Annotated in this window: 22 protein-coding genes; 6 read left to right on the forward strand and 16 right to left on the reverse strand. The window is 62.9% G+C overall.

From position 1 onward, the window contains the following. The first annotated feature begins 2 nt into the window (after positions 1-2). Positions 3-1,685: an ABC transporter ATP-binding protein gene (locus I6F35_RS11285; RefSeq protein ID WP_225117734.1), complete on the forward strand. Its 1,683-nt coding sequence runs from the start codon at positions 3-5 to the stop codon at positions 1,683-1,685. Positions 1,686-1,688: 3 nt separating this feature from the next. On the opposite strand, the gene I6F35_RS11290 is transcribed toward I6F35_RS11285, so the two are convergent. Together I6F35_RS11290 and I6F35_RS11295 are read right to left on the reverse strand one after the other, a co-directional pair. Continuing rightward, complete coding sequence (locus I6F35_RS11290; RefSeq protein ID WP_225117735.1) at positions 1,689-3,182, reverse strand: NAD(P)/FAD-dependent oxidoreductase; 1,494 nt, start codon at positions 3,180-3,182, stop codon at positions 1,689-1,691. Positions 3,183-3,298: 116 nt separating this feature from the next. Further along, on the reverse strand, positions 3,299-3,748 hold the full coding sequence (locus I6F35_RS11295) for a cupin domain-containing protein (protein ID WP_225117736.1): 450 nt from the start codon (positions 3,746-3,748) through the stop codon (positions 3,299-3,301). A 254-nt stretch (positions 3,749-4,002) separates the two neighbouring features. Between I6F35_RS11295 and I6F35_RS11300 the strand changes: the two genes are divergently transcribed. Further along, a complete protein-coding gene (locus tag I6F35_RS11300; protein WP_225117737.1) occupies positions 4,003-5,007 on the forward strand; it encodes an AraC family transcriptional regulator in 1,005 nt (334 codons plus the stop codon). Positions 5,008-5,021: 14 nt separating this feature from the next. On the opposite strand, the gene I6F35_RS11305 is transcribed toward I6F35_RS11300, so the two are convergent. The 4 genes from I6F35_RS11305 to I6F35_RS11320 form a co-directional block, all read right to left on the reverse strand. Then, entirely contained in the window at positions 5,022-5,234 is a 213-nt protein-coding gene (locus I6F35_RS11305) for a hypothetical protein (protein WP_225117738.1), read from the reverse strand. Between the two features lie 212 nt (positions 5,235-5,446). Next, positions 5,447-6,496, reverse strand: coding sequence for a hydroxyacid dehydrogenase (locus tag I6F35_RS11310; protein ID WP_225117739.1), 1,050 nt, complete (start codon positions 6,494-6,496; stop codon positions 5,447-5,449). Positions 6,497-6,511: 15 nt separating this feature from the next. Beyond that, positions 6,512-7,408, reverse strand: a complete 897-nt coding sequence (locus tag I6F35_RS11315) for an amidohydrolase family protein (protein WP_225117740.1) — start codon at positions 7,406-7,408, stop codon at positions 6,512-6,514. 4 nt (positions 7,409-7,412) lie between these two features. Next, positions 7,413-8,378: a tripartite tricarboxylate transporter substrate binding protein gene (locus I6F35_RS11320; RefSeq protein WP_225117741.1), complete on the reverse strand. Its 966-nt coding sequence runs from the start codon at positions 8,376-8,378 to the stop codon at positions 7,413-7,415. 186 nt (positions 8,379-8,564) lie between these two features. Here I6F35_RS11320 and I6F35_RS11325 point away from each other — a divergent pair, with 186 nt between their 5' ends. Both I6F35_RS11325 and I6F35_RS11330 read left to right on the forward strand, forming a co-directional pair. Continuing rightward, on the forward strand, positions 8,565-9,119 hold the full coding sequence (locus I6F35_RS11325; protein ID WP_225117742.1) for a thiamine pyrophosphate-binding protein: 555 nt from the start codon (positions 8,565-8,567) through the stop codon (positions 9,117-9,119). An 8-nt stretch (positions 9,120-9,127) separates the two neighbouring features. Then, entirely contained in the window at positions 9,128-9,742 is a 615-nt protein-coding gene (locus I6F35_RS11330; RefSeq protein ID WP_225117743.1) for a thiamine pyrophosphate-dependent enzyme, read from the forward strand. A 243-nt stretch (positions 9,743-9,985) separates the two neighbouring features. On the opposite strand, the gene I6F35_RS11335 is transcribed toward I6F35_RS11330, so the two are convergent. From I6F35_RS11335 to I6F35_RS11350, 4 genes are read right to left on the reverse strand one after another with little or no spacing between them, the layout of a single operon-like run. Then, positions 9,986-10,864, reverse strand: a complete 879-nt coding sequence (locus I6F35_RS11335; protein ID WP_225117744.1) for a 2-hydroxy-3-oxopropionate reductase — start codon at positions 10,862-10,864, stop codon at positions 9,986-9,988. 15 nt (positions 10,865-10,879) lie between these two features. Next, a complete protein-coding gene (gene hyi / locus I6F35_RS11340) occupies positions 10,880-11,665 on the reverse strand; it encodes a hydroxypyruvate isomerase (RefSeq protein WP_225117745.1) in 786 nt (261 codons plus the stop codon). 11 nt (positions 11,666-11,676) lie between these two features. Continuing rightward, the gene (gene gcl / locus I6F35_RS11345; RefSeq protein WP_225117746.1) at positions 11,677-13,479 is read right to left on the reverse strand and encodes a glyoxylate carboligase; all 1,803 of its coding nucleotides are present in this window, start codon (positions 13,477-13,479) and stop codon (positions 11,677-11,679) included. 60 nt (positions 13,480-13,539) lie between these two features. Next, on the reverse strand, positions 13,540-13,722 hold the full coding sequence (locus I6F35_RS11350; RefSeq protein WP_225117747.1) for a hypothetical protein: 183 nt from the start codon (positions 13,720-13,722) through the stop codon (positions 13,540-13,542). A 271-nt stretch (positions 13,723-13,993) separates the two neighbouring features. On the opposite strand from I6F35_RS11350, the gene I6F35_RS11355 reads away from it, so the two are divergent. Together I6F35_RS11355 and I6F35_RS11360 are read left to right on the forward strand one after the other, a co-directional pair. Then, positions 13,994-14,899 (forward strand): dienelactone hydrolase family protein, encoded by a 906-nt coding sequence (locus I6F35_RS11355; RefSeq protein ID WP_225117748.1) that lies wholly within the window; start codon positions 13,994-13,996, stop codon positions 14,897-14,899. Positions 14,900-14,944: 45 nt separating this feature from the next. Further along, entirely contained in the window at positions 14,945-15,424 is a 480-nt protein-coding gene (locus tag I6F35_RS11360; RefSeq protein ID WP_225117749.1) for a cupin domain-containing protein, read from the forward strand. 960 nt (positions 15,425-16,384) lie between these two features. On the opposite strand, the gene I6F35_RS11365 is transcribed toward I6F35_RS11360, so the two are convergent. From I6F35_RS11365 to I6F35_RS11390, 6 genes are all read right to left on the reverse strand, one after another. Next, positions 16,385-17,692: an amidase gene (locus tag I6F35_RS11365; protein WP_225117750.1), complete on the reverse strand. Its 1,308-nt coding sequence runs from the start codon at positions 17,690-17,692 to the stop codon at positions 16,385-16,387. 91 nt (positions 17,693-17,783) lie between these two features. Beyond that, on the reverse strand, positions 17,784-18,770 hold the full coding sequence (locus I6F35_RS11370) for an ABC transporter substrate-binding protein (RefSeq protein WP_225117751.1): 987 nt from the start codon (positions 18,768-18,770) through the stop codon (positions 17,784-17,786). 25 nt (positions 18,771-18,795) lie between these two features. Continuing rightward, positions 18,796-19,650: an ABC transporter permease gene (locus tag I6F35_RS11375; RefSeq protein WP_225117752.1), complete on the reverse strand. Its 855-nt coding sequence runs from the start codon at positions 19,648-19,650 to the stop codon at positions 18,796-18,798. Then, entirely contained in the window at positions 19,647-20,429 is a 783-nt protein-coding gene (locus I6F35_RS11380) for an ABC transporter ATP-binding protein (RefSeq protein ID WP_225117753.1), read from the reverse strand. Before I6F35_RS11380 ends, I6F35_RS11375 begins: the two co-directional genes overlap by 4 nt. A gap of 377 nt (positions 20,430-20,806) precedes the next feature. Beyond that, a complete protein-coding gene (locus tag I6F35_RS11385; protein WP_225117754.1) occupies positions 20,807-21,868 on the reverse strand; it encodes a 2-dehydropantoate 2-reductase in 1,062 nt (353 codons plus the stop codon). A gap of 140 nt (positions 21,869-22,008) precedes the next feature. Beyond that, a complete protein-coding gene (locus tag I6F35_RS11390) occupies positions 22,009-22,857 on the reverse strand; it encodes an IclR family transcriptional regulator C-terminal domain-containing protein (protein WP_225117755.1) in 849 nt (282 codons plus the stop codon). Positions 22,858-23,081 lie beyond the last annotated feature (224 nt).

Here is a 23,081-nt window from a genome sequence, read left to right on the forward strand (position 1 = left end):
GCATGTCCGCGAGCACGCCCGTCGTGGTCATCAAGGACCTTACGCTCGCGCTGCCGCCGGGCGCCGACCGCGCCTACGCAGTCGATGGCGTATCGTTCGACCTCACCCCCGGCAAGATCCTCTGCGTCGTCGGCGAATCCGGCTCCGGCAAATCGATGTGCGCTCACGCGTTGATGGGCCTGCTGCCCGACACCATCGGCCGCGACGCCGGCGAGATCCTGTTCGAGGGACAAAACCTGCTGCGGCTGGATGAAGACCAATGGCTCGGCCTACGCGGCCGCCACATCGCCATGGTGTTCCAGGAGCCGATGACGGCACTCAATCCGTTGATGCGGATCGGCGACCAGATCGCGGAGATGTTCGAGGCGCATGGCCTATTGACGCCCAGGCAGCGCAAGCAGAAGGCGCTCAGCCTGCTACGCGAGGTCGGGCTGCCCGATCCGGAAAGAACCGTGCGCGCCTATCCGCATCAACTCTCCGGCGGCCAGCGCCAGCGCGCGATGATCGCGATGGCGCTTGCGCTCGCGCCGGCGGTGCTGGTCGCGGACGAGCCGACCACCGCGCTCGACGTCACGACGCAGGCGCAGATCCTGAAACTGATCCGTGACCTGCAGCGCCGTCGCAACATGGCGGTGATGTTCATCACCCATGATTTCGGCGTCGTCGCCGATATTGCCGACCGCGTCGTCGTACTTCAGCACGGCAAGGTGATCGAACAGGGCTCGGCCGATGATGTGCTGCAGCGTCCGCAGCACGCTTACACGCGCGCTTTGCTCGCCGCGGTGCCGTCGATCGAGCCGCCGCCGCGCCCTCCGCTCGTCGACCGTCCCAAGGCGATCGAGGTGATTGGGCTCGACAAGACCTATGTCTCCGGCGGCGGCTGGTTCCAGCCAGAGCGTCGCGTGCAGGCGGCCAAGGCCGTCAACTTCAATATCCTGCAGGGCGAGACGCTTGGCCTTGTCGGCGAATCCGGTTCCGGCAAGTCTTCGGTCGCGCGCCTTGTCATGCGCCTGATCGAGCCGGACCAGGGCACGGTCCGTCTCGGCGATACCGACTTCACCGCGATCGGCGGCAAGGAATTGCGCAAGGAACGCAGCCGCATCCAGATGATCTTCCAGGATCCGTTTGCCTCGCTCAATCCGCGCCGCAAGGTCGGCAACATCATCGCGGACGGGCCGATCGCGCACGGCACCGCCCCTGATCTGGCGCGGCAGCGCGCCCGCGATCTGCTCGGCATGGTCGGCCTCAACGTCAATGCGATGGACCGTTTTCCGCATGAGTTCTCCGGCGGCCAGCGCCAGCGCATCGGCATCGCCCGCGCGCTGGCGCTCGAGCCCGAAATTTTGGTCGCGGACGAAGCGGTCTCCGCGCTCGACGTCTCCGTGCAGGCGCAGGTTCTCAATCTACTCGAGGACCTCAAGGCGCGCCTCGGGCTGTCGATGCTGTTCATCACCCATGATCTGCGCGTCGCAGCCCAGATCTGCGACCGCATCGCGGTGATGCAGCGCGGCGAGATCGTGGAGCTCAGGCCCGCGGCCGCGCTGTTCGCGGCGCCCGAGCATCCCTACACGCGCGAGCTGCTGGCCGCCGTGCCCGGCCGGACATCGCCGAACCAGGAGTTAGAGCAAGATGCGGAAACGTGGAGACCGGTTTTCCGAAAAGATCATGCTCCAACAAGGAGCTAGACCTTACGCCACCGCGTGATAGTCCGGCGCCGAAGCAAGGAAGCGCGCATAGGCATCGGCATCCGGCGGCGTGAATTTTTCGGCGAGCGGATTGCGCCGGCGGATGGTCGTCCCGATATCCGCCAGCAGCTCGTCGAAGTGGCGGTAATGATACGGCGCGACGCAAAGTCCGCCATAGATGCCGGCCGCCGGCCGTTCGACCCGTTTGAAGTGAAGCATCATGGCGATGTTCTCCTTCATCTCCGCCGCGGTCGGCTGCCGCGCAAGCTGGCCGTCGGCGTAGCGCACCAGCCAGTTGGCGGCCAGCTCGGCGCAAAGCACCGTGCAGAAGCTGGAATTGAATCCGACGAATCCCATGTCCGGCAGATCCGGATTGGCGATCAGGCGATAGAGCCGATACTGCCCGTCAGGCTCGACCAGCTTGCTGCGGTAGCTGTCGGGCAGGAACGGGACGCCAAGCTTGTAGCCGATCGCAAGCACCGCCACATCCGCCGGCACGCGCTCGCCCCCGCTCATCACTATGCTGTCGCCATCATAGTGATCGAAGGTGCCGCGGATCGCCTTGATGCGGCCATCCGCCACCATCGGATAGAAGCCGGGCGTTGCAATCGGCACCGAGCAATTGATGCCGTCCTCGATCGGCTGCTTCGGCACCATGTCGCACTGCTTCAGCTTGAGCTGCGCCTTCAACAGGCTCTCGAGCCCACGCCAATTCGCCCAGACCAGCGGCCTGGCCACCGCATGTGCGAGCCGGGACAATGGACCGATACCCCAGCCCCGAAACATCTCTTCCTGCGCGCGGATGTAGAGGATGCGCTTGAAGTTGACCAGGCCGCCGACGAAATAGGGAATGCGCCACACCGGCTCGCGATAGACGATAGTGACTTCGGCCGCGCCCGAGTTGACCGCGTTGACGGCAATGTCGGTCGCCGACTTCGAGCCGCCGAGCACCACCACTCTCCGCCCCCTTGCGATCGCCGCATCATTGTATTGCGAGGAATGCAGGATCCTGCCGCCCTGTGCCTTGAATGCGTCCTCGCCGGGAAGGCTGAGGGTTCGCGGCTCGTTGAACTGGCCGGTGCAGACCGCGACGAAATCGAAATCCTCATGGCTTACGCTGTCGTCGCGTGCGCGAAGCGTGAGCGTCCAGCCCGGCCTGCCATCGGCGCGGCGAGCCATTGCCGCCACAGCGGTGTCGAAGCGCATGGCCCCGTCGAGCCCATGCTCGTGCGCATAGCCGCGCAAATAGGCGTGGACCTGCGGCCCCTTCGGCCATTCCGGATAGGAGTCCGGCATCGCCCTGTCGGTGTAGCGATAGAGATCCTTCGGACTCTGGGTCTGGACCTCGGGATAGGACCGCGCCGGCTCCCAGACGCCACCGAGATCGCCACTGCGCTCGACGATGGTGACCCGGTGCCCGCGTTCGGAAAACGCCTTGGCCGCGGCGAGCCCGGAAACGCCGGCGCCGATGATGCAAACATGCTTCTGCTTGACCATGTGGATGCTCCGGAAAATCGACAACCCGTGGGAATGTACGCGCACGCCGCCGTCAGCGCCGGACACGATCCCGGCAACTGCACTGCGTCCGATGTTGGCCCGCTACGGGGGCAAGGTCAGTCGTTGGCTTCCGGCGGCAGGAAATTCACCTCGTGCTCGGCGGAAATGCGCACCACCTCTGCCGGATCCTGCAGATTGTGCAGCTTGTCGAACAACGCCTCCAGCTTCTGCATCGGCGAGACCCAGAACAATGCGCGCGCCGGTTTGTCCGACTTGTTGAAATAGCCGTGAGGAATGCCGCGGGGCATGCGCACGAGATCGCCGGCCTCGGCTTTCACCCAGACGCCGTCGAGCTTGAGGTCGAGCGTGCCTTTCTGCACCAGGATGAATTCGTCCTGGGTCGGATGGACGTGCACCGGCACGAACTGGCCGGGATCGCTGTTGGTCTCGAATGCGAAGGTCGAGTCGGTGACCGCCTTCGGGAAATAGACCTGACCCAGGATATTCCAGGTCTTGCCGCCATAGCCCGTGCCGTTCCGCGTGATGCCTTTCTCGAGCGCACCCATTCCGCCACCTCCATGTCTGGACTGCACCGCGCCCGTCAGGCTGTCGCCCGCGCGACGGCTTGTCTAGCCGATAAACGAATCCCGCGGCCACGAAGCGCATGTTGCGCTGCAGGAGGAGCCGCCGCTGCCCAACCGCCCGGCAAAGGGTCGCATAGCGATCGGGCAGACTGCGCACCGAAACCGCGTTTCCCCGCACCGAGAGATGCATTAGGCTGCCGATATTTTAAACCTCAAGCAACTCCGCGGTGGTTGCGATGAACGCAGGTGCCTTGGCCAACGCCCGGCTCGCGGATTTCGCCCGCGTCTCGACCACCAGTGTCGATGACGCCGCCGAGGCGATCGGACGGATTTTCTGCCCGCACGAACTGAAGCCGGTCGGCCGTTCGGAGCGAGATTTCAGCGCCCAGCACAATTGCGCCGCCTTTGACGGATTTTCGGTGAACCATGTCGCCTACGGCGGATCGGTCTCCATCGATCCCGGCTGCCTCGACCGGTTCTTCCTGTTGCAGATACCACTACATGGTTGTGCTGAAATACGGACTGCGGCGCGCGAGGTGACGACCAAGCCTGGAGCAGCGGCATCGCTGCTGTCGCCGACCATCCCGACGCAGATGACGTGGCGGCAGGATTGCGCCCAGCTCATCCTGCTGCTCGAACGCAAGCTGGTGGAACACCGCGCGGCCGCGCTCGCGGGGACAGCAACGAGAGCGGTGGAGTTCGATCCGTCGGTCGACCTTACTGCACCGTTTGGACATGCGCTTCAGACGGGGATCGGGGACCTCGTCGATCTCGCCGAGAGCCTTGGTCCAGCGAAGCGCCTGTCAGCTCTGGCGGCGGCCGATTGGCGAGAACGATTGCTGAATGTCCTACTCAACGGACAGCATCATAGCCTGAGCCGCGCCATCGCCATCTTCGAAGGCCGCGTCGAGACGCAGCCGGCGGCGCTGAAGCGGGCGCGCGCCTGGCTCGAGGCGCAGGCCGATGAGCCGCTCGATCTTTCGCGGCTTGCCGATGCTGCCGGCGTCGGCATTCGCGCACTACAGCTTGGCTTCCGCCGGCATTTCGGGACGACGATCTCGGCGATGCTGCAGGACATCCGGCTCGCCCGGCTCAATGCCCGGCTGAAAGACGCAAAGCCGGATGAGCGCGTGGTCGACATCGCCTTCGATCTCGGCTTCACCCATCTGAGCCGGATGGCAAGTGCCTATCGCGCAAAGTTCGGCGAGAGCCCGTCAGCAACGTTGCGACGCCCGAGCTAACTTCAACCGAGTGGTTATGAGGGAAAATCTGCCGAGTCGATCCGGATGCGGTCAGCGTGCAGCGACCAGTCACACAGCGCCTGCGCTTCGCAGAATTTCTGCTTGGCCATCTCCGCGGCCTGACCTTCGTTCAAGGCATTAATCTCCAGCGAACTCTGGCAAACCTCCCTTTCGCGACCGTTGTCACCAAGCACGTCCTTCATGAAGCTAACGACGAATCGTGACATGGGAGCCTCCTGCTACTCGGGTAGCGTCGGACTATTGGATACTAGCATCTTGGAAAAATGATTTGAGGAAAATCAAGACCGATGAGCGCCCGTCGTGCAGCGACGCCGGGCACCAGCGATCGGGGCAGGCTGGCTGCCCCGATCCCCTACGGTTCCACGTCCTGCCCGGCGCCATATTCGACAGCGGATTTGACTAAAAATCAGCGATGTCCCTACTCCGGCGCAAACCCGAACGCCCGTTCGAAGCGCCTGGTGTAAGCCGGCCAGACCTCGGGATTGATGATCCGTGGCGGCCGCTTGCCGTCGAGCGCGTCGAGGATCTGCTCGGCGGCGATTCGGCCCATGTTCTCGCGCGCCTCCCGGGTGACGCCGGCCGTATGCGGACTGGCGAGCACATTGTCGAACTGCAGCAGCGGATGCTCCGGCGGCGGCGGTTCCTTGGCCCAGACGTCGAGGCCGGCGCCGGCGATGCGCTTGTTGCGCAGCGCATCCTCAAGCGCGTCCTCGTCGTGGATGAAGCCGCGTGCCGTGGTGATGAAGAACGCGTGCGGCTGCATCAGCCCGAATTCGCGCCCGCCGATCATGCCGCGGCTTTCCTTCGTCAGCGGGCAACTGATCGAGACATAGTCGGCACGGCGCAGGAGCTCGTCGAGCTCGACCTTCTCTCCTCCCCGCTTCGCCATCTCCTCGGGGGTCAAATAGGGATCGTAGGCGATCACCTTCATGTGCAGGAGCCCCCGGCAGAGCTCGGCGATGCGGCGGCCGACATTGCCGAGGCCGATGATGCCGATGGTCTTGCCCTGCGCCTCGTTGCCGATCAGCGCATTGCGGTTGACATCCCGCTGGCGCCGCAACACGCGATCGGATTCGATGATGCGCTTGGACAGGGTCAGCAGCATCCCCAGCGCGTGCTCGGCGACGGAATTGGCGTTGCCGCCGGATTGGTTGACCACCAGCACGCCGGCCGCGGTGCAGGCCTCGACGTCGACGGGATCGAAACCCGCCCCGTTGGAGGAGACGATCAGGAGGTTCGGCGTGCGGCGGAGCAGGTCGCGGTCGACATGGAAGTGCCTGGCAAGCTCGTCGCGGGCCGCGCCGATCTGGTAGGCATGCGCGGCTTCGAGGATGGGTGCTGCGACCTCGTCGGGGCTCTCGTTCTCCAGCCGGTCGAGCCGCACGTCGGGGCGGGCCTTGAGGATTTCCGCGTAGATGTTGTGGGCGAGGTATTTGACGTAGAAGACGCGCTTGTTGTTGACGGTCATGTCCTTCTGCAACTTTCAGTTCGGGAAACCATAGAGTCTTGCTGGATTGGCAACGAGAATGCGCCGCCGCGTCGGCTCATCCGGTGTCCATTGCTGGAACAGGTCGAGCAGATAGCCGGCATCCGGCATCTCGCCCTCGACCCGCGGATGTGGCCAGTCGCCGCCCCAGACCAGACGTTCGGGATTCGTCTTCACCAGCGCCTCGTGGAACGGCCGCGCATCGGGATAATCCGGCGCCTGCTGGCTGAGCCGGTGCGCACCTGAAAGCTTCGCCCAGCACCAGCCGTCGCCGACTGCGCGCAGCAGGCTCTGGAACCCTTCGGTGCCGGTACCGGCGCAGGCATCGGTACGGCCCATATGGTCGATCACAACAGGCAGGCGGAAGGATTTCAACAATGGGATCGTCTCCGGCAAGTCCTTGACGTCGATCCAGAGCTGGAGGTGCCAGCCGAGTTCCGCCATCACAGGCGCGAGCCTCTCGGCTTCTGTCAGTGGGATGCCGCCACGATAATGCAACTGGCCGCCGCGGAAGAAATGATTGAAGCGCAGGCCGCGAACGCCGATCGCGTTCCATTCGTGCAGCGTCGCCGGCGCGACGCCGGCGTCGGCCACCGCGACGCCGCGCAGCCGATCGGGCGTGCGCCGGAGCGCATCCAGCATTGCGGCATTGTCGCGCCCGTGCGCACTCCCCTGCACCAGCACGCCGCGCGCAAAGCCAAGGGTGTCGAGCATGCGAAGATACCTTTCCAGCGGCGCGTCGGGAGGCGTGTAGCTGCGATCCTCCGCATAAGGAAATCGATCGGACGGACCGAACACGTGGGCATGGGTATCGCACGCGCCCGGCGGCAGCGGCAGCTTCGGAGGGCTGACCTCGCGCGGCGGCAGGCAGGCGGGAATGGCTGAAGCGGTCATCGCGCTATTCCGCCGTCATCCCGGCGGCCTTGATGATCGGCCCCCATTTCTCATAGTCGGCATGGATCCTGGCGTCGAACTTTTCCGGCGTACTCCCGATCGGCACCGCGCCGAGCTTGGTCAGCCGTTCCTTTACCACCTCCGTGTTCAGCGCGGCCACGAAGTCACGCGAGAGCTTCATCACGAGCTGAGGCGGCATGCCGCCCGGGCCGAGCAGTCCCCACCACACCTCGGTGTCGTAGCCGGGCACGGCCTCGGACAGACTGGGCACGTCAGGCAGGAACGGCGCCCGCGCCGCCGTCGTGACCGCGAGCGCCCGGACGGTGCCGGCCTGAAGCTGACCGACCGACTCCGGGCCGTTGTTGAATGACAGCGGAATCTGTCCACTCAGGAGGTCGTTGATCGCCGGCATGCCGCCTTTGTAAGGAATCGCGTTGAGATCGATCTTTGCCAGGTTCTTCAGAAGTTCGCCCGCAAGATGCGTCGATGTGCCATTGCCGGCGTGTCCGTAGGACAGGCTGCCCGGCTTGGCCTTCGCGGCCGCAATGACTTCGGCCGCCGACTTGAAGGGAGAATCCGCGCGCACCAGCAGCACGTTGGGCGACGACGCCAGCAGGGAAATCGGCGAGAAATCCTTGAACGTATCGTAAGGCAGCTTGGGATAGAGGAACGGATTGGTGGCGTGGCCGCTCGCCACCATGATCAGCTCATAGCCGTCCGGCGGCGAGGTGGCGATCACCTGCGAGGCAATCACGCCGCCGGCGCCGGGGCGATTCTCGACAACGATCGACTGACCCCATTGTTTCGACACCACGTCGGCAAGCGTGCGGGTCAGCACATCGACGCCCCCGCCGGGTGGATAGGGGACCAGGACATGAACGGGCTTGGCCGGAAACGGCTGTGCGAATAGCGAACCGGCCGCAAAGGACATCACCGCCGCAATGGCGGCTCGCCAGAACCAGCCGGCCATGACATTCCTCCCACTGCTCTCGTCTTATTATCGTTGCCGTCTGTATCGCATAGCGGACCGGTATCCGCACCAGCGGAAACCGCAGGCCACGTTGCGACTGCGACATGTTGACAATCCCGCCGGTCGGGTGAAGTTTTGCCACACGAAAAGCGGCCGCAGCGTCGCGGGATGTCAGGGAGAACAAGGATGGCGCTGGCGGAGGATCAAGGTTCGAAAGCCGCAGCGGACAAGAGCTGGCACGGCATCGTGCTGCAGACGCTCAAACGCAACGAGATCCGCCTCGTGCCCTATGTGCCGGATCGCGTGCTGACGCCGCTGATCAAGAACCTGCATGCCGATCCCTTCTTCACCACCTTTCCCACCGCGCGCGAGGAGGAAGCTGTTGGAATCGTCTCCGGCGCCTGGATGGGCGGCGTGCGCGGCGCGGTGCTGATGCAGACCTCGGGCTTCGCGACGCTCGCGAATGTGCTGGCCTCGCTCGCGATCCCCTACCAGATCCCGGTGATCATGTTCGTCTCCGAGCGCGGCACGCTCGGCGAATTCAACTATGGTCAGGCGCTGGTCTGCCGCACCATGCGGCCGGTGCTCGACTCGCTTGCGATGGAGCATCACACGGTCACCCGGCTCGACGAGTTCGAATTCATCTGCGACCGCTCGATCAAGCAGGCCGTCACCACGCAGGCGCCGGTGGCGCTGATCCTCTCGCCGCTGCTCACCGGCGGCAAGGTCTTTGACAAGTGAGCGGTCCCATGAACACGGCGAGCAAGACCCCTGCCCGCAACACCAAGGTGATGAACCGGTTCGATCTCACCTCGCGCCTTGTCGCAAGGCTGAAGAACGAAGAAGCCGTGGTCGGCGGCATCGGCAACACCAATTTCGATCTCTGGGCCGCCGGCCATCGGCCACAGAACTTCTACATGCTGGGCAGCATGGGGCTTGCCTTTCCGATCGCGCTCGGCGTGGCGCTGGCGCAGCCGAAGCGGCGCGTGTTCGCGCTGGAGGGCGACGGCTCGCTGCTGATGCAGCTCGGCTCGCTGTCGACGATCGCGACGCTGGCGCCGAAGAACCTGACCATGGTCGTGATGGACAACGGCATCTATCAGATCACCGGCGCGCAGCCGACGCCGGCGGCTGCGGTCTCCGATCTCGTCGCCATCGCGGTGGCGAGCGGCCTTCCCAGCAGCTCCTGGGCCGCCGATGAGGATGATTTCGAACGTCTGATCGACCAATCGCTGACCTCGGAAGGCCCGACATTGATCGGCGTGCGCATCGACGACAAGCCCGGCACCGGCACGACCCGCCGCGATCCCGTGCAGATCAGGGAACGCTTCATGCTCGGCCTCGGCGTGCGGCAGGCGCTGTAGAGTTTCACTCCCCACAGCCTGCCGCATACGCCACCTCATCCTGACGGCCGCGTAGCGTCGTCTCGAAGGATGGGCCGCGGGCTGCAGCGGGGCCTCATGGTTCGAGACGCCGCTTGCGCGGCTCCTCACTATGAGGGGAGCTAGAGCGTTTTCGAGCGAAGTGGATACCGGTTCGCGTGAAGAAAACGCGTCAAAACAAGAATCTAGAGCTTCGGTTCTGATTCAATCAGAACCGAAAATGTTCTAGATCTCGTGTTTCGCCATCATCTCCAGCGCACGCACCATGGCCGAATGATCCCACGCCTTGCCGCCATGCGCCGTGCAGGAGGAGAACAGTTGCTGGGCGAGTGCTGTACTGGGCAGCGACAAGCCGAGCGTTCGCGCGCCTTCGAGCGCAAGGTTGAGATCCTTCTGATGCAATTCGATGCGGAAGCCCGGTTCGAAATTGCGCTTCACCATCCGTTCGCCATGCACTTCCAGAATCCGCGACGAGGCGAAGCCGCCCATCAGCGCTTGCCGCACCAGCGCGGGGTCGGCACCGGCTTTCGACGCAAACAGCAAGGCTTCGCCGACTGCCTCGATCGTCAGCGCGACGATGATCTGGTTGGCGACCTTCGTCGTTTGCCCATCGCCGTTGCCGCCGACCCGCGTGATGTTCTTGCCCATCTTCTCGAACACCGGCTTCATCGCGTCGAACGCATGCTCGGGACCGCCGACCATGATGGTCAGGCCTGCCGCCTTGGCGCCGACCTCACCGCCGGAAACGGGCGCATCGAGATAGTCGGCGCCGAGGGCCTCGATCTTTTTCGCGAACTCCTTGGTCGCGAGCGGCGAGATCGAGCTCATGTCGACCACGATCTTGCCCTTGGAAACTCCCTCGGCGACGCCGCCGGGACCGAACAGCACCGCCTCCACGTGCGGCGTGTCCGGCACCATGATGATGATGGCCTGCGCTTCCTGCGCAACCTCCCTGCCCGATTTGCAGACGACGCCGCCGCCCGAGACCAACTCCGGCGGGATGGTTCCGACGTCATGCAGAAACAGCCGGTGGCCAGCGGCCTGAAGATGACCGGCCATTGGACGTCCCATCGTGCCGAGGCCGATAAATCCGATATTGGTCATGGCGAATCTCTCCCTTTAGGTAACGACCGTAAGCGCCGCATGCCACCCAAGACCCTCGGTCGTCGTTGTTCGAGGCTTGTATTCGCATCCGACCCAGCCACGATAGCCGATCGTGTCGAGGTGCCGGAACAGGAAATTGTAGTTGATCTCGCCCGTCCCGGGCTCGTTGCGACCGGGATTGTCGGCGAGCTGGACGTGCGCAATCCGCGCCAGATGCTCTTGCACGGTGCGGGCGATGTCACCCTCCATCACCTGCATGTGGTAGATGTCATATTGGATGAAGAGATTGCTCGAGCCCACGTCGGCAATAAGCTGCGCCGCCTGCTCGGTGCGGTTCAGGAAGAAGCCGGGGATATCGAGCGTGTTGATCGGTTCGACCAGCAGCCTGATCTGCTCCCTGGCGAGCGCGTCGGCGGCGAAGCGCAGATTGTTGACCAGCACCTCGTTCAGTTCGCGCGGATCGGCGCCGCGCGGTACGATACCCACGAGGCAATTCAACTGCCGGCAGTCGAGCGCCTTGGCGTAGGCGATGGCGCGGAAGACGCCGTCGCGGAACTCCTCGACACGATCGGGAAGGATCGCGATCCCGCGCTCGCCGGCCGCCCAATTGCCGGCCGGGAGATTATGCAGGACCTGGATCAAGCCGTGCGCATCAAGCTGCTCGCGCAGCTCGGCTCGATCGAAGTCATAGGGAAACAGATATTCAACGCCGCCAAAACCGGCGGCCTTGGCGGCAGCGAAGCGCTCGAGGAACGGCAATTCCCCGAACAGCATCGTGAGATTGGCGGCAAATTTCGGCACGATCAAACTCCCTACTCGGCGGGCAACAATTTGCCGGGCTGACGCGCATCCTGGCGCGGCTGCACCTCGTCCAGCGGCAAGTCGAGCAGTTCCTCGAACTCGACGACGTTGTCGATCTCCGTACCCATTGCGATATTGGTGACGCGCTCGAGGATGAACTCGACCACGACCGGCACCCGATACTTCGCCATCCATTCGCGCGCGGTCGCAAACGCCGCCTGCGCATCGTTCGGATCGGTGACGCGGATCGCCTTGCAGCCGAGGCCTTCGGCGACCGCGACATGGTCGACGCCATAGACGCCGATGTGGGGCGCGTTGATGTTCTCGAACGACAATTGCACCTGGAAATCCATGTCGAAGCCGCGCTGGGCCTGGCGGATCAGGCCGAGATAGGAATTGTTCACGACGATATGGATGTACGGCAATTGGAACTGCGCGCCGACCGCGAGCTCCTCGATCAGGAACTGGAAATCATAGTCGCCCGAGAGCGCGACGATCTCGCGGTCCGGATCGGCGGCGCGCACGCCGAGCGCCGCAGGCAGCGTCCAGCCCAGCGGTCCCGCCTGCCCCGCATTGATCCAGTTGCGCGGATGATAAACGCGCAGGAATTGCGCACCGGCGATCTGCGACAGTCCGATCACGGTGACGTAGCAGGTGTCGCGGCCGAAAGCGTGGTTCATCTCCTGATAGACGCGCTGCGGCTTGATCGGCATGTCGTCGAAATGGCTCCTTCGCAGCATCGTGCGCTTGCGGTCCTGGCATGAGGCCGGCCACGCCTGCCGCTCGCGGAGCTTTCCGGCTTTTCGCCATTCCTTCGCAACTGTAACGAACAGTTCAAGCGCCGCCCTGGCGTCGGAAACGATGCCGAGGTCCGGATTGAACACGCGCCCGATCTGCGTCGGCTCGATGTCGACATGCACGAAGGTGCGGCCCTTGGTGTAGGTCTCGATCGAGCCGGTGTGCCGGTTGGCCCAGCGGTTGCCGATGCCGAGCACGAAATCCGACTGCAGCATGGTGGCATTGCCATAGCGGTGACTGGTCTGCAGCCCGACCATTCCGGCCATCAGCACGTGGTCGTCCGGGATGGCGCCCCAGCCCATCAGCGTCGGCACCACAGGCACGTTGACGGTCTCGGCGAAACTCACCAGCAGCTCGGATGCATCGGCGTTGATGACGCCACCGCCGGCCACGATCAGGGGCCGCTCCGCTATGTTCAGCATCTCCAGCGCGCGCTCGATCTGCGCGCGCGTCGCGGCCGGCTTGTAGACCGGGAGCGGCGCATAGGTCTCATCGTCGAACTCGATCTCGGCGAGCTGAACGTCGAGCGGCAGGTCAATCAGTACGGGACCCGGACGCCCCGAGCGCATCAGGTGAAACGCCTGGCTGAACACGCGCGGCACGAGACCGGGCTCGCGCACCGTGACCGCCCATTTCGTCACCGGCTTTGCGATCGACTCGATGTCGATGGCCTGGAAATCTTCCTTGTAGAGCCGCGCCCGCGGCGCCTGCCCGGTGATGCAGAGGATCGGAATGGAATCGGCGATCGCCGAATAGAGCCCGGTGATCATATCGGTCCCCGCCGGCCCCGACGTGCCGATGCAGACGCCGATATTGCCGCATTTGGCGCGGGTATAACCCTCCGCCATGTGGGATGCGCCCTCGACATGGCGCGCAAGGATATGCCGAATCGAGCCGCGCTTCTTCAGCGCAGAATAAAGCGGGTTGATCGCCGCGCCGGGAACACCGAACGCGCACGACACTCCTTCCTTCTCCAGAATACGCACCGCCGCATCGACCGCCCGCATCTTCGCCATGTCACGCCTCGTTCAACAATGTTGCCATCGAGCCGATGATCGCGACGCGGAGGCTCGATCTCAACGCGGCAGATTTTGTTTCCCGCGTTGTGGAAAGAAGTTTGAAAACTGCGTGAATTCAAGCGCTTGGAATATTCGCACGATGGAAATCGAGGTCCTCCGCCATTGCGAGCGAAGCGAAGCAATCCATGCATCCGCTTGCGTGGAGAGATGGATTGCTTCGCTCGCGATGACGGCAAACACGGCTGGCCGCTCCCGCGGCGCGTTGCGCCTCTTCGACCAGTCCGCTCATCGAATAGATTCGATTTGCCGGATTGAGGGCTGCTTTGATGCGTGGGAAGTGGCGGGCTTACGTTGCCATGCTCTGTCACCCGTTTGGGGGATGACACCGTCTCAAGTCGCTGAGACACTATAAGTTGAGCGATCGGCGCAGCACCCGGAATGCGACCGATCGAAAGCCGATGGAGCGACAATGCTTCTTGAATAGTTGGATTGCAAAACCGTGGAGTGCGATATGGCGGCCTCCAAGTCGAATACTATTGCTTCCTTCGATTGCATTGCACTCGGGTTTGGTCTGCTTCTCGCATTGATCTCGTTAGCCAGGGCGCAAGAGAAGGTCTCATTCCCCTCGACAGATAGCGAGCTGAAGGGTGGAACGCCCACGATCATCAACGGCTATCTTTACAGGCCATCTGCACCAGGACCCTTTGCGTCAGTCGTCAGCATTCACGGATGCGACGGCGCGGCAAACGAAAAAGGCGAAGTCCGCCCGCTCTACGGAACATGGGGCGAAGTCCTCTCTCAACAGGGATACATCGTTCTCCTGATCGACTCCTTTCAACCTCGCGGACACGTCAGTCTTTGCGCGATGTTGCCGGTGTTCTCGCGCCCCATTCTGCCAAACCGGGAGACGGCGATGGACGCGTTTGGTGCAATGAACTACTTGAGGTCGCGCTCCGACGTGCGGTCCGACAGCATCGCGATTCTTGGTCAGTCTTACGGCGGAATGGCAATGATGTTTACGATCGCCAACGGCGCCTTGCCGAAAGATGTGCCGCCGGAAAAGGATTTTCGGGCTGCGATCGCCATTTATCCGAACTGTCCTCCGGTCGCGGATAAGGATCCGCATTGGCGACCCCGCCAACCGATGCTGCTATTGATGGGCGAGGCAGACAGCGCTACGCCCCCGGGACCATGCAAGGACATGATCGCGCGAGCAAAAGACGAGGGCAGCCCTCCGATTGACATGCACTTCTATCCCGACACCCACCACGCCTTCGATCATCCGAACCTCCCGCTGACGCAAATAACCAGTCAGAAACGGCCGGATGGCAGTGCGCCGACCATGGGATCAAATCCCGAAGCCCGCGCGGATGCGATCAATCGTGTCGCGCAGTTCCTGGCGAGCGAGTTGAAATAGCCGGCCGCCTGAGTATCGACAGCCAAAACGGGAAGGAACGCAGCGATGGCCTCTTTCAAGATGCTGGTCGCCCTGCTGCTCATAGTCGCTTCGCTCGGTCTGACCGCAGCAGAGGCCGAGGACGGGCCTCCTGAGTACATCCGGGTGACGCCCGCCGACATCAAGTGGAGTCCGCTGCCCGCGATCAGGGGAGCACAAATGGCGGTTCTGCTGGGCAGTCCTGCCAAACCGGGTCTGTTCACCATAAGGGTCAAACCACCGGCGAACTACAAGTTGCCTGTGCACTCTCACCCGGATGAGCGCGCCCGCACAATCATCTCCGGGACCTACTATTCGGCGATCGGCGACAAGGTCGATACTTCGAAACTCATGGCGTTTCCGCCCGGCACGGTGTCGTACGTGCCACCCACGGTATGGCAGTTCGCGGAAACGAGAGATGAGGAAGTGGTGTTTCAGATCACCGGTATCGGCCCGACGCGCATCGACTATCTGAATCCGGAAGATAACCCGCTGAAGGGCCGCTAAGCGGCGGATTCTGGTGGTTGGGCAACTGAGCGACTGATGAAAGCGGGAAAAGACGTAAACCTGATTGAATATCCTGATTCGCATCACGCGTTCGATGCCCGAGCATTTCGGACGCCTGTCGTATTGAAGGAAGCCACCACGCTTCGCGGCTGCCATCTTGCGGAAGACTTGCCGATGATTTCCGATCAGTCATTGCACCTCCCGTATCGATGATAGCCGATGGAGCGATTGGCTAGAGTTCGCAGTCCACTGATTGTCGCCCCTCGTCTGTGGCAAGGGCTCATTCCAACCATTATAGGGGAGCTGCGGTTGAGCCTCACGACTGCGCCGGACCCGCAGTCCATGATGTGACGATGTTTGGCTCACTAAGTCGTCCCGGCGAACCGCGCCTGGCCGTGCATTACCGGCCTTGACCTCGACACGGCCAATCTCGCCCATGCACGCGGCCGAGGCCGAAAGCGTTCGCCAGCCACAACGGAACCGTTTCCTCCTGAGCCCCATAGCGTATCACCGGCACGACGGGCCCGCCGCACGGATCGACGCGGTCGTCCTCAGGGCGATAACGATATCGTGGAACAATATAGTAATCCCAGTAAGGAATTGTCCTTACCACGGGCACCCTGATGATAGGCCTTTCCCGTGATTCACGAACGACTTTGGCCCTCTGCGCATGCGCTACGACACTAAACATGCCCAGGTTACACAGGACCAGGGCCGTTCCCAGAGCTACGTTCACGATCCTCATGCCTCGGCCTCCTTGCCACATACAGCCTGGCCCCAACTCGGAGCATCCGGCGACGTTCGACTTCGCGCCGTTGTTGAGGGTATATCTGTTGAGGGCATATCGGATATCAAAGGCGCCTGATCCGCAACGCCTGATTTTATGAAGGCTAGCGGCCATCTGGCTGGCGAAACGGCACGGCCCCCGAGCGCCTTGCCGGCTGCATCTGTTCGCTCTAACTAGCGGCGCCCGGTTTTCACGGCGAGTGAGGTTTCGCACCATTTGGCGATCCGCAGCAGCTTCAGGTCTTCGCCGAAAGGCGCGACAAGCTGGATCCCCATGGGCAGGCCGCTCGGCCCGATGCCGGCGGGCAATGCGATCGCCGGAACTCCGAGAGTTGTCCAAGGCACGCACAGGCCAGGGTCGCCGGTATCAGACAATCCTTCCGGCGCTTCGCCCGTTGCTGCGGTCGTGAGAACAGCGTCAAAACCTGCGAGCGCGCGGGCGAAATCGGTGCGCAGCGCAAGCTGCCTGGCGCGGGCGGCAATGTATTCGGTCGCGGAAATCGCCGCGCCGCGTTCGACAAGGGCCTGAAGCCGGGCGCTGGTCTTGTCCGGGAAACGCGTGACGAGATCACCGAAGTTCGCCGCCCCTTCCGCGCCGCAGAGCGTCGCGGAGAGGGCTGCCAGTTGCTCAAACTCCGCAGGCAGCGCAAACGGCTCTATGATCGCTCCGGCGTCTTTAAAACGAGCAGCGACTTGCGCGAGCAACGCACTTTGGCTTGCGGTCAGCGGCGGCGTTGCCGCCGGACGAAGCCACGCGATCCGCGGTGCGGGAAAAGGATCAACGCCTTCAGGAGAAATCTGGAACGGCGCCTGCCTGGAAGCGCCGGGGCCGCCCGCGAGCAGCGCCAGCAGATACGCGGCGTCATTCACGCTGCGGGCGAACAGGCCGAGATGATCAAGGGATTGAGCGAGCGGATGGACGCCCTTCAGACTGATGGTGCCGAAGCTGGGTTTCAATCCCACCACACCACAATAGGCGGCAGGTCGCAGGATCGATCCCAGAGTCTGCGTGCCCAGCGCCGCTTGCACCGATCCGCTTGCAACGGCTGCCGCAGAGCCGGACGAAGAACCGCCTGGCGTGTGCCTTGGATTCCACGGGTTGCGGGTCGGACCGGGTTCGCGCCATGCAAATTCGGTGGTGACCGTCTTGCCGAGAACTGTCGCCGAGAGATCTTTCAGACGGCTGACGACCCAGGCATCCTCATTTGGCTGGTGATCTGCATATACCGGCGAACCGTAGGTGGTCGGCATATCGGCCGTGTCGACGAGATCTTTCACGCCGATCGCGACGCCCGCAAGTGGTCCATTGCCCGTTGAAACAACGGGCGGTTCGGACGGCAAATAGGCGAAGGCGTGAAGATCGGGCTCGACAGCCGAGGCGCGCGCGTGGCTGGCCGTGATCAGGTCCTGCGGTTGTGCCGAGGTCGCAGCGATCATGCTGATGATTTCGAGGAGGCCGGAGTGGTCTTGCGCGAAGTTCATGTTCGGATGGCCGCAGACAGGGATAAGGGAAGTCGAAAGGCAAACGGCTCCGGGTTCGGCCCGGAGCCGTTGCGACGAAGATCGGCGAAGCTCAGTTGGTGGCCATCGCCTTCTCGATATAGGTTCTTGGAACGAAGGTCTTGTAGTCAGGCTGGGCAGCGAGATTGCCGAGCGCGATCTGGGTCTCAAGCGCAATCTTCAGCGCGTCGGGCGTGATATCGACACTGGTGGGATAAACGTTGTCGGCAAGCATGCGCTTCACCGCCGCTTCCACTACGGCAGGCTCAAGATTCGGGAATTCCTTCTGAGCGATTTCTACCGTGCGCGCCTCATTCTTGTGCATGAAGCGCTCCGCCATTTCGAGACCGTTGGTCAGCCGCTGCGCAAGGTCCGGATCGACATCGTTGCGAGCGGTGATGGTCGAGAAGGCATAGGCGCCGTACAGTTTCGGGAAGCCGACAACCACCTTCATGCCCTTGGCGGCGACCACCTGGTCGAGGCCAGGCTCGTACATCACCGCCACCTTGGCCTGACCGGCGGCGAAGGGACCGGGCTCCGTGCCGAGCGGAACCTGGATCATCTCCACGTCCTTGCTGGCATCCATGCCGTTTTCCTTCAGCAGCTTGATGAACAGCGAGGTGCTGGTGGTCGGCATCAGGCCAGTCACGATCTTCTGGCCCTTGAGATCTTTCACACTGTCGAACTTGAAGTCGGGCGTGGCGGCGATCCATACGGCGGCGCCATTCACGACGTTGGCGATCGTGTTCACCGGCGCGCCCTTGGACGCAGCGATGGCTGTCCATTCGGGTCCATGAAGCGAGAATTGCGCACTCCTGGAGATCACGGCCGAGAGAGCAACGCTTCCGGAGCCGGCGCTTTCCTTGGTGAGATCAAGTCCTTGCTTTTCGAAAAAGCCTTCGTGCATGCCGACATAAAGCGGCAGGTACAAGAGGGATTGAAACGCCTGAGAAATGGTCGCCTTCTTCATCTCGGCGGAAGCCGGTCCTGCTGCGGCTATGCCAACAGCAAGAGCGAGGGCGACGGAAAGGATGCTCAGTTTTGGAATTCGCCGTCTCATTTTTTGGAAGTCTCCTGAAAGAGGATCAAACGTTGATCTGCGTGCCACCCTGCTGTTGCTTCCAGGGAAGCAGCCAGCGCTCGGTGACTTCGACCAAGTGGTAGAAGAGAAAGCCAACAAGCATCAGCGTGAACAGGCCGGCCCACACTGTATTGAGATCGTAAAGACTCGAGGCCACGTAGATGACGTGGCCGAGACCATGCTGGGAGGAGATGAACTCCCCCACGACCGCGCCCACCAGGGCGAAGCCGATATTGATGCGGAAGGTGGCGATGATCGCAGGCAAGGTAGAGGGCGCGATCACCCGCTTGAAGATGTGCTGCTTGGAGGCACCCATCGAGAAAAGCAGCGCCTGGAGATCCTTGTCCGCATCCTTTGCCGCCTGATAGGCGGTGATGAGAGCGACGATCGAGGTGAGCGAAATCGCGAGCGCGACCTTCGACAGCAAGCCCGTGCCGAACCACAGGATGATGATTGGCGCCAGCGCGATTTTCGGCACCGAATTGATGGCCGCGATGAATGGCTCCACCAGCCGCGCCACGAATATCGAATACCACAGCGCAAGGCCGATGACCGAGCCGATCACGGTACCGAAGGCAAATCCCAGGATCGCCTCGAATATTGTAAAGCCCGTATCAGTGAAAAGAGAGCCGTTCGCGATCGAACCGATCAGGTTGCGCAGAACCCCGCTCGGCTGGCCAACAAGGAAGGCCGACAGCCATCCCCATCGCACCGCCGCTTCCCACAGCAGGAAGAAACCGACAACAGCAAGGATCTGAAGGGCGCTTCGCCCGATAAGGGAATCGAACACGTTGCGGCGCTTTTTCTCGCGTGGGCGAGCGGGCGCCGCGGTTTTTGCAATTTGAGCCGTTTCCGTCATGCACTCTTCCTGGTCTGGATATCGAGCTCCGCGCAAAGCGTATGGAAATAGCCAGAGAAGCGCGGGTCGCTTCGGGCCGCGATCGGCGAATGTTCGTTCAGCGCGATATCGTGCACGGCCTTCACGCGCGCCGGACGTTGACTGAGCACGACCACGCGCTTGGACAGCGCCACGGCCTCATCGATGTCATGGGTCACGAGGATCACGGTCTTGTGAAAGGTCTCCACCGCCTCCATCAGAATGCCCTCGAGATACAGCCGCGTCTGATAATCGAGGGCCGAGAACGGCTCATCGAGGAGCAGGATGTCGGGATCGAGCACGAGAGTGCGGATCAGGGCCACGCGCTGGCGCATGCCGCCGGACAGCGCCTTGGGATATGCGTTCTCAAAGCCGGAAAGACCGAACGTGCTGAGATATTCCCTAGCGGTGTCCAGAGCACGTTTTGGATCGATGCCCTTGGTCTCGAGGCCGAGCAGAACGTTGTCCAGCACCGTGCGCCAGGGGAAAAGCAGATCCTTCTGCATCATATAGCCCACCCGGCCGCGCAGGCTTTCCACCTCCTGGCCACGATAGAGCATGACGCCATCATCTGGATCGACGAGTCCGGCAATGATATTGAACACGGTCGTCTTGCCACAGCCACTCGGGCCGATGATGCTGACGAAATCACGCTCATGGATGTCGAAGGTCAGGCCGTCGAGGACCTGCGTCGCTGCTTCCTTTCCAGGAAAGCTCTTGCGAATGCCGTTCAAACGAAGTTGCACTTTGGGCGATGACATGGTGTCTCCTGTCCACCATGTGTTTCAAGCAACCACCGTGCCAAATTCGACGCGTAAGTAGACAGGAAGACGCAAAACTAGACACGAAATTGCGATGTTGAGTGTGCATTCCGGCAGAATGAGCTTCTTGCTGCCTTTGATTCGTGCACATGCTGCCTTTTTGCAGCTGAGGCATTTGCGTTATCGAGGGTATCGCGCATGAATGCTGACGTTGCGCAGCTCAATGTCTCTCCAGATAGCCATTGCGCTTCAGCCCGCTTCGTCCTCATGGCATGAGTCGGGCTCTCGCATGCCGAGATGTCGGGCATTGGCCCAGAGCTTGCGCAATTCGAGACGTCAAGCTGCTATTGCGAGCGTGTCGAAGCGAGCCCCGCGACTCAGTTCAACCGCAGCTCGGTGATGTGCCGCGGATCCGGGCTCAGCTCACCACGCTCCACGCGCTTGACGATGTCGGTCAGCACGGCATTGGCCTTGCAGGAGAGGCCGATCTTCTCGCCCTCTCGCACGACAAAACCGTTGAGGAATTCGATTTCGGTGCGCCGGCCTTTCTGCATGTCCTGGCCCATCGAGGGACGCTGCTCGGACGAGGTGCGCTTGCCATCCTTGAAGCGCTGCTCGTCGCAGACGCGCATCGCGGCCTCGTCGCCCTCCCCGGCACGCGCGATCGTCTCGGGCGGCAGATGCAGGATCTCCTCCAATTGATAGCCGAGCGCCTGGCCGACCCGGATCGCTTCGCTGCCGAGCCGGGCCGAGAAGCGGCGGATCGGCTCGCTCTGCAACATGTCTCCGCCCGGCAGACCTGTGCAGGCCGACAGCCCATTACCCATGACGTTGGCGACCAGTTTCGACCATCGCTCGCCCCACAGATTGCCGGTCACCTTGGCGCTGTCGGAGTAGCCCACCAGACGGCAGATTTCTTCCGCCCGTGGCGTGAGGCGACCATGCACTTCGCCGGCGCGAAATACGGTGTGCGCTGCTCCGCCCTTGCCGGCGCCGCGGTGGATGTGGCCGGGCTCGGGCAGGTTGACCGTGATACTGCTGGCAATGCATCCGAGCGTCTTGCTCCAGCCGACGATGCCGGCAATCGTCTCTTCATTCATGCAGTTCTGCAGTGACACGACATAGCCGTCCGGCGCCAGATGCTGCCGGATCAGCATGGTCGCCCAGGCCGTGTCGTAGGACTTCATGCAGATGAAGGCGATGTCGACCGGCTTCTCCCTGGCGAGTTGCTGCGCGTCCGTGATGTGGAGCGCGCGCACGGGAACCGAGAATTCCGCGACGTCCCGTGCGTGGGTGACGCGCAGTCCGTGCTTCCTCATCTGCTCGACGTGCGCGGGCCAGGGATCGATGAACGTGACGTCCTCGCCCGCCTGCACCATATGGGCGCCCACATACCCGCCGACCGCACCGGCCCCGACGATCGCTATCTTCCGGCCCATGAGCTTCTCCCCGGCATTTTCTTGCGGCCAGGAAGCAACCGGTCCACTGGCCCGTTGCCGGCTACTGTAGTGGATTTGGGACTTTCGCCAAATGCCGGCGCCGTGCCACAGGGTGGCGTCCTCGTCATGACAGCTGACGATCAGGCAGGCATCGTCCTTGGCATCACGCCGCCGAGCGCAACCGTCAGCTCGGCTGCGACTTCGCGCACGGTCTGCCCGAGCGCGGCCAGGCGGTCGTCGGTCAGGCGGCTGGTCATCCCGGACACCGAAATCGCCGCGAGCGGCTCGCTGCAATCGTTGTAGACCACAGCGGCGATGCAGCGCAGACCCATGCAAGCTTCCTCGTCGTCGACGGCGTAGCCTTGGCGGCGGACGCGTTCGAGCTCCCTGAACAAATCGCTCGGCCGCACGATCGACTTTTCCGTCAGGCGCGGCATGCCGTGATGGCGGATGATCGCGCCGACGTCGTCGTCCGAATAGGTCGCGAGCACCGCCTTGCCGACGCCGGAGGCGACCATCGCCACGCGGCCGCCGACCTTGGTCAGCGAACGCATGATCTCGCGGCTTTCCATCCGGGTCAGCACCACGATGAACTCGTCGTCGACCACGGCAAGGTTGGCGGTCTCGCGCGTGAGGTCGCGCAGCTTGCGCAAATAAGGGATTGCCTGCGCGGTGAAATTGCGGCGCCGCGCAAAAGTGGCGCCAACCGTGAAGCTGCGGGCGCCAACGTGCCATTTCGATTCGCTACGATCGAATTGCACGAAGCGGCGGCTCTCGAGCGTTGTCAGCAGACGATGCACGGTCGAGGTCGACAGCCCCGTGCGGATCGCGAGATCGCTCAGGCGATAGCCTTCGTCATCTTCCGCCAGCGTCTCGATGATCGAGAGCGCGCGGTCGACCGACTGCACGCCGCCCTCGCGCGAATCGGCTTCGTGCTCAGCGCTGGTCTTGAGTTCGATGGACTTGCGTCGGATCACGTCTCTCTTCATCGCGACCTGCATTCGTCAGTCAGACTGCCAGAGCGAGATGCGTTTGACTTGATCTCCCTCGCCCCGCTCTTGCGGGGCCGGGACGAGCCGAGCTCGCCCTTAGAGGGTCGGGGTAAGGGCTGTCTCCGCAAACTCGAATGGGAGCAAGCGGAGAGCCCTCTCACCCGGATCCCATCTCCGATGCGATCCGACCTCTCCCCGCAGGCGGGCCGATGTGGTCGAGC

The organism is Bradyrhizobium sp. BRP22, assembly GCF_020194175.1.
Classification (GTDB): Bacteria; Pseudomonadota; Alphaproteobacteria; order Rhizobiales; family Xanthobacteraceae; genus Bradyrhizobium.